This is a genomic window from Dellaglioa algida (assembly GCF_030127605.1).
Classification (GTDB): domain Bacteria; phylum Bacillota; class Bacilli; order Lactobacillales; family Lactobacillaceae; genus Dellaglioa; species Dellaglioa algida.
Genome location: NZ_JANXLE010000001.1, coordinates 369,263 through 385,066 on the forward strand (window position 1 = coordinate 369,263; position 15,804 = coordinate 385,066).

A 15,804-nucleotide genomic window follows, 5' to 3' on the forward strand; every position below is an offset into this window, starting at 1 on the left:
AAAGAGGGCAATATGGCATATTTATGATTGCTTAATGAAGAAACACTAATTTATCAGTTTTTTATTTTATAAAATAGCGGGATGTTTAATGGTATACCCTAGATTAAGCCTTTTCACTTTGGTATACTCAAGGAGAAACGTTTTAAAAAAAGGGAGATAATAAATTATGATTGAAGCAATTAACTTAAAAGCCGGAATGACTTTCGAACAAGGTGGCAAATTAATTAAAGTTTTAGAAGCAAGTCATCACAAACCAGGTAAGGGTAACACTGTTATGCGTATGAAATTACGTGACGTCCGTTCTGGTTCAACTGTTGAAACAACAATGCGTCCAGAAGTTAAGGTTGAACAAGCCAACATTGAAACAAAACCCGTTCAATTCTTATACAACCAAGACACAATGGCTTTCTTCATGGATTTAGAAACATACGAACAATATGAAATTCCAAGAGATATTATTGAACATGAAGCTAAATTCTTATTAGAAAATATGGAAGTTAAAATCCAATTTTACGGTACAGAAGTTATTGGGTTAACATTACCAACTGTTGTAACATTGCGCGTTGTTGAAACACAACCTTCAATTAAAGGTGCTACAGCAACTGGTTCAGGTAAACCAGCAACAATGGAAACAGGTCTTGTTGTTAATGTTCCTGACTTCATCGCTGCAGATGATGTTTTAGAAATTAATACACAAGAAGGTACATATCTTAAACGTGCACCTAAATAAGGTTCAACAGGTAGTCTCTTGAGGCTGCCTTTTTTTGAACCATTCAGGATGAGGAGATCATTATGGGGATTAAATTAGTTGCAATCGATGTCGATGATACATTATTAAATCTAGAAGGCCAGTTAGCGGATGAAACGATTAATGCGATTCAAAAAACGATTCAAAAAGGGGTTAAGGTCGTGCTTTGTACGGGTCGTCCGTTAGCCGGTGTCACGACATTTCTTAACCAGTTAGGGATTAGCGGGGATGACCAATACGTGATTACCTACAATGGTGCAATTATTGAAACCGTGAGTGGCCATCGGTTGGCGCAACACACGTTAGATTTTGAAGATTATCTAGCCGCCGATAAATTAAGTTATGAACTGAATGTCCATTATAATATTCTAGATGATGAAAGTCGGATTTATACATCTAACAGGGATGTTGGGCGTATTACAGTGATCCAAGCTGCCGAAAATGATGAAGGGTTATTCGTCCGAAATCCGGAAGAAATGCCACAAGATTTAACCGTGTCTAAGATTATGTTCGTAGATGAACCCGAAGTTTTAGATGCACAGATATATAAAATTAAAGAAATATTTGATGACCGTTATTACGTTGTTCGTAGCTTACCGGAATTCTTAGAAGTTCTAAATAAGAAGGCAAACAAAGGTAATGCATTAACGGATTTATTGTCAGAACTGGAATTAAAAAAAGAAGAGGTCATGGCAATGGGTGATCAACATAATGATTTAACCATGTTTGCGGTGGCTGGTACGACTGTTGCAATGGGAAATGCCATCCCTGAATTAAAAGAAGTCGCGACATACGTGACAGAATCTAACGCAAATCATGGAGTTGCGGTTGCGTTGGAACGGTATGTTAACTAAGCTCAAAAAGATAAAATTAATAGTAATAAAAAAGTTTGGAACCCGCATTTATTAATGTCAGGGTCCAAACTTTTTAATTAGTCTAAAAGATGGTGCTTCGTTAAATAGTCATGAGCAACCTTACTTGCGGGGACATTTTTAACATCAACCAAGTAATTCATTTCCTGCATATCCGTATCTGAAATTTTATGACCCAGTTTGTTTAAACTCTTTTTCACAGTTGGGTACTTTTTTAAAATTCCTTTTGCGATGAGTGGCGCACCTTGGTAAGGCGGAAATAGGTGCTGGTCATCTCGCAGCATTACCAGATTATATTTAATGAGCTGACTATCGGTTGAATAAGCATCGATTAAGTTGACGTCGCCATTCGCAATTGCTTGGTAGCGTAACGATGGTTCGAACGATTTGGCGTTAAAGGACACGCCATATTTCTTCTCTATCCCTTTATAACCATCCCCACGATTCAAAAATTCAAGTGTAAATCCTGCTTTAATTTTTGAAGAAACACGGGATAAGTCCGATATTTTCGTTAAATGATATTGATCCGCAAATTCTTTTGTTACAGCAATTGCGTAAGTATTTTGATAGGCCATTGGATCTAAAAAGTCTAAATTATCTTTAGCTTTAATAGCTGATTTTGCTTGCTGATAGACTTGTTCTTTATTTGTGTTTTTAAGGGGCGTTTTAACTAATTCTTCAAGTACCGTACCAGAAAATTCTGGATAAATGTCAATCGATTTAGATTTTAATGCCGAGTATAAAAAACTGGTTTTACCAAAATTTGGCTTTAAGGTCACGTTGATGGTGGGGTCGTCGTGCTCAATTAGATCCTTATACATATTGATTAATATCTCAGGTTCTGCCCCCATTTTACCGGCAATGACCAATTCTTTTTTCTGATGAGTAAGAGTGTTAATCGTTGCGCCACCAGCGAATAGGACGCCTAAAACGATTAAGATAATGGCGATAGTTTTCACTTTCAGGTTTTGAAAACGGCGGATTAAGGCGCTGAAAAGAACTGCTAGAATAATAGAACTTAAGGCACCAATAATAATTAAGCTCATGTCGTTTCTGTCAATACCGAGTAAGATGAACGTACCTAAACCACCGGCACCAATTAAGGCGGCCAATGTTGCGGTTCCGATAATTAAAACAAAAGCGATTCGAATACCCGAAATGATTAGCGGCATGGCCAATGGTAATTCAAAACGAATCAGTTTTTGCGTCCGCGTCATGCCGAATGCGGTGGCTGCTTCTTCTAATGATGGATCAATACTAGTTAAGCCGACGTATGTGTTTTGGAATATGGGTAGTAAGGCATAGGCCACCAACGCAATGATTGAAGGCAAGGTACCAATTCCGACTAACGGAATCAATAAGCCAAGTAGGGCAAGCGACGGGATTGTTTGTAAAATACTGGTTATTTGCAGGACGATTTCAGCAGCTCGCTTGTATTGGACTAACCAAATTGCCAGCGAAACGGCAATTACAGTTGCAATCAACAACGAAATTAATGAAATTTGTAAATGTTGGAGAATAGCGGTCCATAAATCAGAGCGATGTGTTTGAAATGTTTCCATTAATTGCGTCATTAATGAGTCACCTCACTATTAGCCATGCTGGCACCGTAACGCACTAAACTTTGAGCATTAATGGTACCAAGTATGTGATGGTGATCGTCTTGCACATTCACAACGACGTGTTCAGCAAGTATGGGTATCAGTTCTTTGAAGGTCGTTTTGGCGGATATAATTGGATAGTCAGCTGTTTCATCAAAGGGGATGCCAAATGAATTTTGAATCATTTCGGTTAAATCGAAATGCATATTTGGTTGATCTAAGCCAAAAAATTCTGAAACAAATGAGTTTTTTGGTGCCCGTCTGATTTCATCTGGTGTCCCAACCTGAATAAGATTACCATCATGCATAATGCCAATTCGCGTTCCAAGGCGGAGTGCTTCAGACATATCATGCGTGATAAATACAATGGTATTGTGTAATTCTTCATGCAAGTTGATAACGACATCTTGCAGTGTCTTCTTTGAAATGGGATCTAATGCGCTGAAAGGTTCATCCATTAAAATTAATTTTGGTTCGGTCGCAATGGCGCGCAAAATACCAATCCGCTGTTGTTCACCACCAGATAAATCGCTGGGCATTCTTTTACGATAGTCTTCAGGTGGTAAGCCGACGCCTAATAATAAGTCATCAACGCGTTTTCTTTGTTTATCTTTAGGCCATTTTTGTAAATCTGGCAGCAAGCTAATATTTTCGGCAACTGTCATATTAGGAAATAAGGCAATTTGTTGTAATACGTAGCCAATTTGCGAGCGTAAATCGTGTAGTGGGATTTTTTTAATATTTTGCCCTTCGAATTCGATAGTCCCAGACATAGGGTCAATTAAACGATTAATCATTTTTAACGTTGTTGTTTTCCCGCTACCACTTGGGCCAACGAGCACAAATAACTCGCCTTTATTAATATGTAAGTTGAGATCATTCAAGACTGGAACATTCTTAAAAGATTTTTTAACATGTTTGAAGTCTAACAAAATATGAGCCCCGCTTCGATTTAGTTTATTGATAAAGTCGTTCGAAATATTAACTGTTTCGCTTGATAGTTTACAGTAATAAACTTTGCGATTCAAACATCTGTTCCCAAAGAATTGAAAATAATTATTTATGTCTCATTATGGTAAACTAATCCTAGTTTCGGCTTGACTTAGAGTTAACTAGAAGTGTTTTAATAGCATTGAGGGGGAAGTATTTATGGATAATGAACAGGAATACAAAATTGGTGAGTTTGCCAAACTAGTCGGACTCTCAAGTTTTACACTTAGATATTATGAAAAAGAAGGTTTGATTAAACCACAACGCAACGCGTCCGGCTTACGGTATTATACGAAGGCCGACATTAAATGGGTAGGATTTTTGTTACACCTTAAGGGTACGGGGATGCGGATCACTGAGATTATTAAATATGTTGAATTACGGGCACAAGGTGATACAACGATTATGGAGCGACGTGAATTACTCAATCGAGTGAAAGACAACGCGGAGTCTGAAATGCGAGAACTTCAGCGTAATATTGAGTTTATTTCACATAAAATAGATTGGTACGACGGAAAAGTATCATCTGAAACAAACGAATTTAAAAGTCTTAGTTTTGAAAAATATTTAGAGCGATTCGCGATATACGATTAAAGTAAAATGGAGGCAATTATAGTGAATGAAGAACAAGTGAAAAATGGCCTATTTCCAATGGGTGAGAAAAATGACGCTTATAAAGATGTTTTTGTCGGACAAAGTTATTTGGATATGTTAGTGGCTGATCCGGAGATTAATGTTGGCGTCGGTAACGTTAGTTTTGAACCCGGAACGCGGAATAACTGGCACATTCATCATGATGGATACCAACTACTGTTGGTAACGGCGGGTGAAGGTTGGTATCAAGAAGAAGGACAAGAAACACGTCGTTTAAAAGTTGGTGACGTCGTTGTCACAAAAGATGGCGTTAAACATTGGCATGGTGCTACAAAAGATAGTTGGTTCTCACATGTCGCTATCACGGCAGGCACGCCAGAATGGCTAGAGGCTGTTGATGACGAGACATATGGTAAATTAGAAAATAAATAGGAGGTTATCAATTATGGCAAAAAAACAAACAGCAGGGCGCGACAACTTGGGCGAATTTGCACCTAAGTTTGCGGAATTAAATGATGATGTTTTATTTGGTGAAGTTTGGGCGCGAGAAAGTGAGTTGCCCGCACATCAACGTAGCATTATCACGATTTCTGCGTTAATTTCAGGTGGGAATTTTGAACAATTACCAGCTCATATGGCAATTGGAAAAACGAATGGCATTACGAAAGAAGAGATTGCAGAAATTATTACGCATTTATCATTTTATGTCGGTTGGCCTAAAGCGTGGTCAGCATTTAATATTGCTAAAGACGTTTTTGAAGATTAAGTATGAATTATAGGTAAAAGTGCGGGCTATTTAAAAGTGGCGTGCACTTTTTTTGTCATAAAGTGCTTATTGCACGATTAAAAATAGCCACGTTTAGGGTTAATAAGGGAACGATTATATATTTTTTATGGAAAAGACGTGTTTTAAATAGTAAACTTAACGGAGTATACAGATATTGGTTAAAAGAGATAACTCTGGGGGAGATAGATAGTGAAATTAAAGAAAGTTATTGTGGGATTAATGTTCTGCACGGTTATAGTGCAGACGGGAGCCGTAAGTGCGGCCTCACACCACCAAAATTCGCACAGAGAAACAATTAGTAGTCGCTCAATGGGTGGATATACCACTAATGGAAGTTTATGGTCTTCCATTAAACATAAATTTGGCTGGTAAAATCGAATAATGTTGACCGTAACGCCACTCCAAATGTTATTTTTTGACGGAGAAGCAATTGTATTAATGAATTTAATACAATATATGTTAAGTAAAGACATACGAAATACAAATAAAATAAAAATTAAAATGATAACCGATATACTGATATTTCCAATAATTTGCGGAGTAGTCGGAAATATCGGTTATTTTATTTATTTAATCTCAATGATTCTTTTTTATGTCCGTATGAATGAAAAACCATTGAATAAATATCATACGCTTAATACTTTGTTGATTACGTTCGTTCTCTATTTAGTCATCGCCAATGTTGAAACCTATCTTTTTAAACTATTGTATGAATATCGATTTCAAACAAGCGTAAAGGAATTAAATAATACCGATACATGGCTACATTTTGGCTTGCTTGGATTATTGGGTGTAGTGGCTTACTTTGGTCTACGTTTGGCTAAAGTAAAATCATTAAAAAAATTCAATGTAGATAGTATCTACTTAGAAAAATTAATCTTTTATGATTTTCTGGGTATTATTGCGTTGCTTTCACTAGTTATCTTTAGCGCTCAACATTTAAAAATTCAATTTGAATTTATCGGTATAATCATATTAGTGTTAATTATGATTATTGCCGCAATTGTTTTGATGACTTATTTTGTATTTGATAGTTACGCCAAAAGAATGGCGCTTGAGAATAAACTGCAGATGCAAGAAATCCATCAAACTTATATTGATCAAATCGAACATCGTAATAAAGAGCTCAGACGATTCAAACATGATTATCAAAATATATTACTTACGTTAGAACATTATATTCAAAATGATGATCGTGAAAAATTACGCGAGTATTTTGATGAGGTTGTGCGGGAATCAGGTAGTCAGATTGATATGGATGGTACCGGGTTTGAAACGGTTGCGCTTATCAAAAATGAACAAATTAGGTTAATGATGTATAGTAAAATTATTTTTGCGCAAAATCAAGATATTAAAGTTCATTTGGAAGTGGATCCCGATTTTGAATTCATGATGACCGGTGTTGATGCCATTCGAATACTAGGCATTTTATTCGATAACGCGATTGAAGCTTTGGTTGATTTACCAAAAGGCCAGCGATTTTTAAATATTGCGCTTGTTCGATATCAAGATTTTGATGAAGTCATTATGCGAAACGACTTCGACAAAGGGCTTGTAAAGAAAGCGAATTTTATTAATTCAAGTAGTAAGGGCGACGGGCGTGGACAAGGGCTTAAAATCGTGAGAGAGATAATGGCTAAATACGAGGATAGTCAATTTGGCGTTTGTATGAATGGCGAACAATTTGAAGTGAATGTCATTTTAAAAAGAGGAGGTGACGACTAGTGTTATCACTATTTATCTACGAAGACGATGCTCAACAATTATTGGCCGAGAGGGAAGTTTTGAATAACCAAATGATAATCAATGATTTTGATGTCACTTGGGGCGTGGTTTCTAAACATTCGGTTGATATTTTGAACGAGTTGGACCGGGATGAGACAATCACGGGACTTTATATCTTAGATGTTGAGGTTGACGATGACATGAGCGGGATTGAACTCGCAACTGAAATTCGCAAACGTGATACATTTGCGAAGATTGTTTTCGTCACATCTCATGCTGAGATGGCACTGATGACCTTTGAACGTAAAATTGAGCCTTTAGATTATATTGATAAGGGATTAGGATTTGAGCGGGTCAAAGAAAAATTAATTGACGATTTTCGTGTTGCCAATGAACGGTATCTAGCTAGTAAAGAGGAAAAAGGCCGTTTATTCTCTTATAAGGTTGGCGCACACCTCTATCAAACTGCAATCGGCGAAGTTATTTTTTTAGAGACGGCAACTAATTCGCATAAAATTATTTTACATAAGTGGAATGAGAGTATTGAATTGAACGTTAAAATGAATGACATGGAAAAAAATTATCCGGCATTATTTAGAAGTCATAAAAGTTATTTAGTTAATTTGGACTGGATAAAAGACGTTGACCTCAAGAAAAAAACGATTAATTTTAAAAATGACGCAGTTGCGTACGTGTCTTATCGTAAATTATCGGAACTAAAACGGTTAATGGAAAACAAAAAAAAGATTATCAAAGATAATTAAAAAAGGAGATAAGTAATATGGGAAAAATGTTGAAACGTATTATGGTTAGTTTAATGGGATTTTTTATTATCGCAGTAGTAGCCGAAAATAATGTGCAAGCGTCTGATGTCGGAGATCGTTATGTGACAAATGCAGAGTTACAAGATGGGAATGGGGATGCGCAAACTAGTTTTGATCAATATGACAACATGCAGGCGCATTATGATTTCACTATTCCAGCAAATAGCGGTGTAAAAGCCGGCGATCAGATGACGATTGATTTACCAAAACAATTGGTCTTAAATAAATCAGTTTCGTTTGATATCGTTAACACTGAGGGAGTAGTCATTGGAAAAGCGGTGGCTGATAAAACAACCGGGAAGTTAACGGTTACTTTTACGGATTATGTTGAAACGCATAATAAATCGGATATTACGGGTAAAATGTCTGTTTGGGTTAGTTGGAATCATGATTTGATTTCTAGCGGATCAAGCGTCCCAATCGATTGGGGTGTGGCTGGAGAGACGACAATCAACGTGAACGATGGTGAAGGATTACCGGATAAGAATGAAGCTTTGTATAAGTGGGGATCAGTTGATCCAGTTGATCCAACTTTAATTCATTGGACCGTTCGATTAAACTATACGTTAAAAAATATCAAAAATGCGGTTTATACGGATACACTGGGTAAAAACCAAACGTTGGTTCCGGGATCGGTGGATGCCGCACACGGTTATTACACGCAGAATACGTTCAATAAAACGCTGGCGGTACCTGCTAGTCAAATCGTAGAAAATGGACAAACTGGATTTACAATAACGCTTGGTGACCTAGATGATACTGTTTTGATGAATTATGATGCACGAGCAACTGATGGCGGAGCTTCTACAGCGTACGGTAATTCTGGCGTGTTAACGGGGGATGATTTTAAGACGTCAACCGTGGATGTTTATACGCCTGAAAATGGTGGTAATGGGACTGGTGAAGGTACCGATAACGGTAAACCCGAAGTACCAAAGCCCGAAGTACCAAAGCCCGAAGTACCAAAGCCCGAAGTACCAAAGCCCGAAGTACCAAAGCCCGAAGTACCAAAGCCCGAAGTACCAAAGCCCGAAGTACCAAAGCCCGAAGTACCAAAGCCTGAAGTGCCAGAAACTAAAGTCCCAGACACGAATAAACCTGTGACAAAAAAACCAGAAGTTGTCGCACCGGTGGTAACTCCTGGAAAATCTGTAGTTAAGAAAACGGTGAAAGAAACAAATGAAAAGACGGAACAACAAACATTGCCTCAAACAGGCGAAAAGTTAGATTATCAATCAATTTGGGTAGGATTGAGTTTAATTCTATTGAGCGGCGGATTGATTTTAATCGCAAGACGACGTCGTTAAAAATAGAAAAGAAGCCATAATAGGCTTCTTTTTTTGTGGAGTTTAGTGATGATAATCGATTTATTTTCTGAAATCCTGCCCAATTAAAATGCTGACTACAATAGCGGTCACGGATGCAGCAATAAATTCTATGTTTAAGAAATTATGATTTGTAAAAAATTCAATCAGTACTCTAAAAATTGTCGCAGTAGCTAGCGCCAAAATGAATGTTTTAATATAGTGAGCATTTATATACGTATTTATTTTTTTAAACATTTATAGAAACTCCTTTATATTTTTCCTAATGATGGCACAGATAAGAAAAAATAGCGAACGGCATTAAAATGAGATTAAACATCAATTGATATTTAGGGTGGGTATAAATTGTTCAGTGGCACTGAAAGCGCTATAATTAAAATTGTAATTATATTTGGAGGGATGTTTATGTATCAGGCGAATGAAAAACGTTACGATAAAATGATTTATAACCGCTTGGGTAATAGTGGCTTAAAAGTATCCGCAATTGCACTAGGGTTATGGAAAAATTTTGGTGATGAAACACCATTAAGTACGCAAAAAGATATTATTGAAACAGCATTTGATAACGGCATTACTTACTTTGATTTGGCAAACAACTATGGAGATGGTGCCGCCGAGAAAAATTTCGGCCGTATTTTACGTGAGGACTTAAGCACACATCGAGATGAAATGGTTATTTCGACGAAGGCCGGCTATTATATGTGGCCGGGTCCATACGGCGAATGGGGTTCAAAGAAAAATTTATTTGCTAGTATGGATCAATCATTAGAACGGATGCAGCTGGATTACGTCGATATTTTCTATCATCATCGCCCAGATCCTGATACACCGTTGGAAGAAACGGCAGAGGCCTTGGACCTATTAGTGCGTCAAGGTAAGGCATTGTATGTCGGGATTTCCAATTATCGTGCGCCAGAAGCTGAAAAAATGATTCAGCTCTTGAAAGCAAAACATACACCAATTATTGTTCATCAACCACGGTATAACTTGTTAGATCGTTGGATTGAGGATGGACTAAAAGATGTATTGAAGCAGGAACAGATTGGGACAGTTGCATTTAGCCCATTAGCACAAGGGTTATTAACGGATCGTTATTTAAATGGTATTCCTGATGATTCACGTGTGAAAAAATTTGATTCTTTGAAGGAAGAGCGCGTTGAAAAGACAATCGTTCAGGTTAAAGGCTTGAACGAAATAGCAATCAACCGGGGACAAACGTTAGCAGAAATGGCTTTATCATGGGATTTAAAAGATGATTCAGTTTCATCGGTCATTATTGGTGCGAGTCGTGTAAGCCAATTAATGGATAACTTAAAAGCGCTAGAACACCTAGAGTTCAGCGCCGCAGAGTTAGCAGAAATCGATAATATATTAGGATAGAAGAAAGGTTTCCGACAATCTGTCGGAAACCTTTCTTTATTTTAGCGTAATTAAAAAATATCTGCATAAAAAGCGTAATTGTCATTGTAAGCAAGAGCAATAGAATTCACGATGGACATAAAAAAACTTCCTAAGTGAGTAATACCCACCTGAGGAAGTTTTTAATTAATTTTGGTTTTCAAGAATTTCGCGGAATGGAATTAATCCTTCTGCTTGGTACTCTTTAACGAAAGCTTTAACAGCTTCTGGATCTTGTGTTTTGGAATCAATAACAAGTTGTTCAACGGGAAGTGGACGATCTGACGTTACCTTAACGTCAATAACAACTGGAACTTTAGAACCTTTAGCTTCAGCAAAGGCAGTTTTTAATTCTGCCAATGTCCGGACGGTATAACCTTTTGCACCCATGTTGTTCGCAATACCACCCCAATCGGCGTCAATTAAATCAACACCTGAATGTGGTTGTTGCTTATCATCTTGTTCGGCGCGAATGAACCCGAGTTCTTTATTACTTAGGACAACGTTAATGATCGGCATATTGTATTTAACTTGCGTTAAAACGTCTTGCATAACCATAGTCCAACCACCATCACCGGAAATCGAGAAGACTTGGCGATCTGGGAATGCTGATTGCGCACCAATTGCGGCAGGTAATGCATAACCCATTGTGGCGTACCATGCAGACGTCGTGAATTTATTTTTTTCACCAAGACGCAAGAAACGCATTGCTTCTACAGTTGCGTTACCCACATCAATTTGGAAAATAGCATCGTCATCTTTAATTTTGTTGATTTCATTGAAAACAGGTTCGAAACGAAGTGGCATACTGTCGTCTTCGTTGAAACTTTCAACCCATTTCATCCAATTTTCTTTATTTGCAATTGATGCTTTATACCATTTTGTTGGTGCAATTGGTGTTTTAACTGCATCATTTAATGCGATTAAGGTTTCCTTGGCATCCGCTAAGATAGGAACATCAACAGCATGACGTTTACCTAATTTTTCAGAATCAATATCGACTTGGATAAATTTGGCATCTGGGGCAAAGAAATAGCCACCAAATGGGAAGTCAGATCCAATAAAGAGCACGGCATCTGCTGCGCGAAGAAGATCAACACCAGGTTTATTAGCTACACGGCCTGCTGAACCCATATAAGCTTTGTAATCATCAGGAATAATTGTTTTTGCAAGTGCAGATGTTGCAATTGGTAGTGACAATTTTTCAGATAATGCAATTAACTCCTTACCGGCACCACGAATTCCTTTACCAGCATAAATAATAGGTGTTTTAGCCGTTGTCAAAATGTCTAAAGCATCTTGAATTTGTTTATCGCGAGGCATTGGGTAAAGTGGTTTTTGATAATTTGTAGCTGTTGATACAAATGTATCGTCGATTTCTTGCCAACCAAGATCAGTTGGAATGGTAACGACAGCCACACCGTTGTATTTGTAAGCTTGACGAATTGCTTCATCAACAACAACGGGCAAATTTTCAGGCGTTGTGGCCGTTCGGTTGTAGACAGAAACGTCTTCAAACATTGGATTTTCGTTCATTTCTTGGAAGTAATTTGTATTCATCATTTGTGTGCCGACTTGCCCAACTAGGGCAAGAACCGGAACGCCATCATATTTGGCGTCATAAAGACCATTCAATAGATGGACGGCGCCAGGGCCAGCTGAACCAAAAGCAACACCTAATTTTCCGGTTACTTTAGCTTCACCGGCTGCAGCAAGTGCCCCAACTTCTTCATGACGTACTTGAACATAATTAATGGTATCTTTACGGTTATGTAAGGCATTCATTGTTGAATCAAATGAGCCACCTGGTAATCCGTAGACGGTTTTAACGCCCCAATCTTCTAAAACTTTAAGCATTGCGTCTGAAGCATTAATTTTTTCTGACATAATAGCAAGTCCCCTTTTTGCAAATTTTATTCTATAAAAATATTATAGAACTATCAGTAAATTAATACTAGTGAAAGCACTTACTTTTTAGTAGTAAAAAAATAACTCAGACATGATTGCCTGAGTTATTTTAAAGAAACAATTAAATTATTTGAAGCGAACCACAATTTTACCAAGCGCGTGATGTGATTCACTGCGATCATGAGCTTCAGCCACGCCTTCTGCCGAGAACTTGTAGACTGAGTCTAACGTTACTTTTAAAGTGCCATTTTCAAGCATATTAGCTAATTTAGTTAGTTCTGCACCGTTTGGGTCTAACCAAATTGATTCAAAACGGACATTACGATTTTCGGCAAGACTGGCCGTTTTTTCAGCGGCGGTTCCGGTAATAGAAACCATTCGACCGGAACCGTGTTTTAAGATGCTAACCGATTTTTCCTGAGCTTCGCCGCCAATTGTATCAACGACAAGATCAATATCTTTTAAAACTTCGGTAAAATCTGTTTCATGGTAATCGATTACTTGATCAGCACCAAGTGCTTTAACGAAATCAATATTCGTCGAGCTAGTCGTTGTAATGACATAAGCGCCAACAGATTTAGCGAGTTGAATTGCGAAAGAACCAACGCCACCTGATCCGGCATGGATAAATACTTTTTCACCTTTTTGCAGGTGGCCGTGATCAAAGAGGGCTTGCCATGCAGTTAAGCCGGCTAAAGGAACAGCTGCTGCTTCTTCAAAACTGATATTTTCAGGTTTAGGGGCAAGTAAGTTAGCATCAACAGCTGTGTATTCCGCGTATGTGCCAAAACGGGTAGTGGCTGGGCGAGCGAAAACACGATCGCCAACTTTCCAGTCGGTTACGTTAGAACCAACTTCAGTGATAACACCGGCTACGTCCCAACCTAAGATAATAGGAAATGGCCATTTAAACATGGGCTGCAAATAACCTTCACGTGTTTTCCAGTCAACAGGGTTGATTCCGGCCGCTTTTTCTTTCACGATTACTTGGTCCGCGGTCATTTCGGGCATTGGGACATCGCGTTGTTTGAGTTGGTCTTGTCCGCCAAACTCATCGATCACAACGGCTGACATTGTTTCATTTTGTGTCATTGGACTCATCTTCTTCCTAGTTACTTTTAATTTGTAAGTGAATTGTATCGAATAAACGGGTGGAATGCAATAACGACCCTCTTTTCAGGTGACGAAATTCAACGATTAAAATTGACATTTAGGCACTATTTACGTATATTGTAGCTATAAGCGATGAAGTAGTTCAGTAGCTTTTCGACCAATTTTAAAGAAACCTGATGGCCGCTGTAAATCAGGAATTGTCGATGAGTGAAGTACGCTATGGAGCTGTCAACGATTCATCTCGTTAACGATGATTAAGCGATTATCTACTATATATAGTAGATAATAACTTGGGTGGTAACGCGGAAATTAATTCGTCCCTAATATCTTTTTTAGATATTAGGGATTTTTTTATACTTATATTATATAGGAGGAAACAGAAATGAATATTATTGACGAACTAGAATGGCGCGATGCAATTAACCAAACAACAGATGAAGACGGGTTACGCGAATTAACTGCGGAAAAATCAGTTGGCTTGTATTGTGGGGTTGATCCAACGGGTGATAGTATGCATATTGGACACTTAATTCCATTTATGATGCTAAAAAGATTTCAATTAGCAGGCCATCATCCATATATCATCATTGGCGGAGGGACAGGTTCGATTGGTGATCCAAGTGGTAAGAATTCGGAACGCGTCCTCCAATCGATGGAACAAGTTCATCATAATGAACAAGCACTTACTGCACAAATGACTAAGCTATTTGGACAAGATTCAAATATTTCAATTGTGAATAATTACGATTGGTTATCAAAAATTAGCCTTCTGGATTTCTTACGTGATTACGGTAAGCTGTTTAATGTAAACAGTATGCTGGCGAAAGATGTTGTTGCAAGTCGTTTAGAAGTGGGTATTTCATTCACTGAGTTTACGTACCAAATTTTACAATCAGTCGATTTTTTACATTTACTTAGACATCATGATGTTCAATTGCAAATTGGTGGGGCCGATCAATGGGGTAATATTACGGCCGGAATTGATTTAATTCATAAAGAACTTGGATCTGATACAAAGGCTTATGGACTAACAATTCCGTTAATGCTTAAAGCTGATGGAACGAAATTTGGTAAAACAGCTGGTGGCGCAGTTTGGTTAAATCCAGAAAAAACGACGCCATATGAATTCTATCAATTCTGGTTAAACCAGGATGACAGAGATGTTGTGAAGTATTTGAAATTCTTCACATTCTTAACGTCGGACCAAATTGCAGAGTACCAGAAATCAGTGGAAACTGCTCCAGAAAAACGTGAAGCACAACGTCGTTTGGCACGTGAAGTAACGGAATTTGTTCATAGCCCGGAAGCGGTAATAGAAGCTGAGCATATTTCTGCGGCATTATTTTCGGGAGAAGTGAAGGAACTGACGACAAGCGAAATCGAACAAGGATTCAAAAACATGCCGTCAGTTGAATTGGCAGCTGAACCAGAAAATATTGTCGAGTTGCTAGTAAATACAAAAATAGAATCATCGAAAAGACAAGCGCGCGAAGATATTACAAATGGAGCTATCCGGATTAATGGAGAAAAAATTCAAGATTTAGATTTTGTAATCAACCCAGAAAAAGAATTTGATGGTAAGTTTGTGATTATTCGTCGTGGTAAAAAGAAATATTGGCTAGGACGTGTTAACGGATAAGCACGAATGAAATAAATTGTGTGAACTAACGATAAATTACTGAAAAAATAATCTCAAAAATAGGATTAACAGTCTATTTTTGAGATTATTTTTGGTTAAAATGGAGTAATATACACGGTGTATCCGATTACATCCATATTTTTAAATTTATTTCAATTAAAAGCTTGACGAAACCTTTTATTCTTGGTAAAGTAATAAACGTTGCTTCAGCAGTAAACAACTAATTCAAAAATAATCATTAATTAAGAATAAAAAAAGTTCTTGACAATTGATGAGATAA

15 protein-coding genes and 1 other annotated feature are annotated in these 15,804 nt (G+C 37.6%); of the genes, 10 read left to right on the top strand and 5 right to left on the bottom strand.

The genetic code is table 11. The annotated features are described in order from the left end of the window. Window positions 1-166: 166 nt before the first annotated feature. Together efp and yidA are read left to right on the top strand one after the other, a co-directional pair. Window positions 167-730: an elongation factor P gene (efp, locus tag N0K73_RS01660; RefSeq protein ID WP_057974094.1), complete on the top strand. Its 564-nt coding sequence runs from the start codon at window positions 167-169 to the stop codon at window positions 728-730. A 62-nt stretch (window positions 731-792) separates the two neighbouring features. After that, window positions 793-1,602 (top strand): sugar-phosphatase, encoded by an 810-nt coding sequence (gene yidA / locus N0K73_RS01665; RefSeq protein ID WP_112249586.1) that lies wholly within the window; start codon window positions 793-795, stop codon window positions 1,600-1,602. Window positions 1,603-1,679: 77 nt separating this feature from the next. Here yidA and N0K73_RS01670 read toward each other — a convergent pair whose 3' ends face one another. Together N0K73_RS01670 and N0K73_RS01675 are read right to left on the bottom strand one after the other, a co-directional pair. Beyond that, complete coding sequence (locus N0K73_RS01670; RefSeq protein ID WP_112249588.1) at window positions 1,680-3,194, bottom strand: ABC transporter permease/substrate-binding protein; 1,515 nt, start codon at window positions 3,192-3,194, stop codon at window positions 1,680-1,682. Then, window positions 3,194-4,153 carry an ABC transporter ATP-binding protein gene (locus N0K73_RS01675; RefSeq protein ID WP_225416466.1) on the bottom strand — a complete coding sequence of 320 codons (960 nt, stop codon included), beginning with the start codon at window positions 4,151-4,153 and terminating at the stop codon, window positions 3,194-3,196. Before N0K73_RS01675 ends, N0K73_RS01670 begins: the two co-directional genes overlap by 1 nt. Before the next feature lie 217 nt (window positions 4,154-4,370). Between N0K73_RS01675 and N0K73_RS01680 the strand changes: the two genes are divergently transcribed. The 6 genes from N0K73_RS01680 to N0K73_RS01705 all read left to right on the top strand — a co-directional run bounded on the left by N0K73_RS01680 (window position 4,371) and on the right by N0K73_RS01705 (window position 9,448). Further along, complete coding sequence (locus N0K73_RS01680) at window positions 4,371-4,805, top strand: MerR family transcriptional regulator (protein ID WP_057974090.1); 435 nt, start codon at window positions 4,371-4,373, stop codon at window positions 4,803-4,805. 6 nt (window positions 4,806-4,811) lie between these two features. Next, window positions 4,812-5,237, top strand: coding sequence for a cupin domain-containing protein (locus tag N0K73_RS01685; protein WP_404825118.1), 426 nt, complete (start codon window positions 4,812-4,814; stop codon window positions 5,235-5,237). Window positions 5,238-5,250: 13 nt separating this feature from the next. Further along, window positions 5,251-5,571, top strand: a complete 321-nt coding sequence (locus N0K73_RS01690; protein ID WP_057974088.1) for a carboxymuconolactone decarboxylase family protein — start codon at window positions 5,251-5,253, stop codon at window positions 5,569-5,571. A gap of 459 nt (window positions 5,572-6,030) precedes the next feature. Next, window positions 6,031-7,317: a sensor histidine kinase gene (locus N0K73_RS01695; RefSeq protein ID WP_181647314.1), complete on the top strand. Its 1,287-nt coding sequence runs from the start codon at window positions 6,031-6,033 to the stop codon at window positions 7,315-7,317. Beyond that, on the top strand, window positions 7,317-8,081 hold the full coding sequence (locus tag N0K73_RS01700; protein ID WP_112249596.1) for a LytR/AlgR family response regulator transcription factor: 765 nt from the start codon (window positions 7,317-7,319) through the stop codon (window positions 8,079-8,081). The genes N0K73_RS01695 and N0K73_RS01700 overlap by 1 nt, the downstream gene beginning before the upstream one ends. A gap of 17 nt (window positions 8,082-8,098) precedes the next feature. Then, window positions 8,099-9,448 carry a collagen binding domain-containing protein gene (locus tag N0K73_RS01705; protein ID WP_284068598.1) on the top strand — a complete coding sequence of 450 codons (1,350 nt, stop codon included), beginning with the start codon at window positions 8,099-8,101 and terminating at the stop codon, window positions 9,446-9,448. Window positions 9,449-9,508: 60 nt separating this feature from the next. Here the strand turns inward: N0K73_RS01705 and N0K73_RS01710 are convergent, their stop codons facing one another. Beyond that, complete coding sequence (locus tag N0K73_RS01710; protein WP_112249600.1) at window positions 9,509-9,703, bottom strand: hypothetical protein; 195 nt, start codon at window positions 9,701-9,703, stop codon at window positions 9,509-9,511. Window positions 9,704-9,871: 168 nt separating this feature from the next. On the opposite strand from N0K73_RS01710, the gene N0K73_RS01715 reads away from it, so the two are divergent. Continuing rightward, window positions 9,872-10,846: an aldo/keto reductase gene (locus tag N0K73_RS01715; RefSeq protein WP_112249602.1), complete on the top strand. Its 975-nt coding sequence runs from the start codon at window positions 9,872-9,874 to the stop codon at window positions 10,844-10,846. Window positions 10,847-11,011: 165 nt separating this feature from the next. Here N0K73_RS01715 and spxB read toward each other — a convergent pair whose 3' ends face one another. Next, window positions 11,012-12,751 (bottom strand): pyruvate oxidase, encoded by a 1,740-nt coding sequence (gene spxB / locus N0K73_RS01720; protein WP_057974080.1) that lies wholly within the window; start codon window positions 12,749-12,751, stop codon window positions 11,012-11,014. Window positions 12,752-12,898: 147 nt separating this feature from the next. After that, window positions 12,899-13,873, bottom strand: coding sequence for an NADP-dependent oxidoreductase (locus tag N0K73_RS01725; protein ID WP_404825119.1), 975 nt, complete (start codon window positions 13,871-13,873; stop codon window positions 12,899-12,901). Between the two features lie 135 nt (window positions 13,874-14,008). Further along, window positions 14,009-14,210 (top strand) — a binding site (T-box leader). A gap of 57 nt (window positions 14,211-14,267) precedes the next feature. Here N0K73_RS01725 and tyrS point away from each other — a divergent pair. Continuing rightward, the gene (gene tyrS, locus N0K73_RS01730; RefSeq protein WP_057974079.1) at window positions 14,268-15,524 is read left to right on the top strand and encodes a tyrosine--tRNA ligase; all 1,257 of its coding nucleotides are present in this window, start codon (window positions 14,268-14,270) and stop codon (window positions 15,522-15,524) included. Window positions 15,525-15,804: the final 280 nt, after the last annotated feature.

Excerpts from the sequence above, each read along its gene's own strand:
- tyrS (WP_057974079.1), top strand. The coding sequence starts at position 14,268 with ATGAATATTATTGACGAACTAGAATGGCGCGATGCAATTAACCAAACA.
- N0K73_RS01695 (WP_181647314.1), top strand. The coding sequence starts at position 6,031 with ATGAATTTAATACAATATATGTTAAGTAAAGACATACGAAATACAAAT.
- N0K73_RS01705 (WP_284068598.1), top strand. The coding sequence starts at position 8,099 with ATGGGAAAAATGTTGAAACGTATTATGGTTAGTTTAATGGGATTTTTT.
- N0K73_RS01680 (WP_057974090.1), top strand. The coding sequence starts at position 4,371 with ATGGATAATGAACAGGAATACAAAATTGGTGAGTTTGCCAAACTAGTC.
- N0K73_RS01710 (WP_112249600.1), bottom strand. The coding sequence starts at position 9,703 with ATGTTTAAAAAAATAAATACGTATATAAATGCTCACTATATTAAAACA.
- N0K73_RS01715 (WP_112249602.1), top strand. The coding sequence starts at position 9,872 with ATGTATCAGGCGAATGAAAAACGTTACGATAAAATGATTTATAACCGC.
- spxB (WP_057974080.1), bottom strand. The coding sequence starts at position 12,751 with ATGTCAGAAAAAATTAATGCTTCAGACGCAATGCTTAAAGTTTTAGAA.
- N0K73_RS01725 (WP_404825119.1), bottom strand. The coding sequence starts at position 13,873 with ATGAGTCCAATGACACAAAATGAAACAATGTCAGCCGTTGTGATCGAT.
- N0K73_RS01670 (WP_112249588.1), bottom strand. The coding sequence starts at position 3,194 with ATGACGCAATTAATGGAAACATTTCAAACACATCGCTCTGATTTATGG.
- N0K73_RS01690 (WP_057974088.1), top strand. The coding sequence starts at position 5,251 with ATGGCAAAAAAACAAACAGCAGGGCGCGACAACTTGGGCGAATTTGCA.
- efp (WP_057974094.1), top strand. The coding sequence starts at position 167 with ATGATTGAAGCAATTAACTTAAAAGCCGGAATGACTTTCGAACAAGGT.
- N0K73_RS01685 (WP_404825118.1), top strand. The coding sequence starts at position 4,812 with ATGGAGGCAATTATAGTGAATGAAGAACAAGTGAAAAATGGCCTATTT.
- yidA (WP_112249586.1), top strand. The coding sequence starts at position 793 with ATGGGGATTAAATTAGTTGCAATCGATGTCGATGATACATTATTAAAT.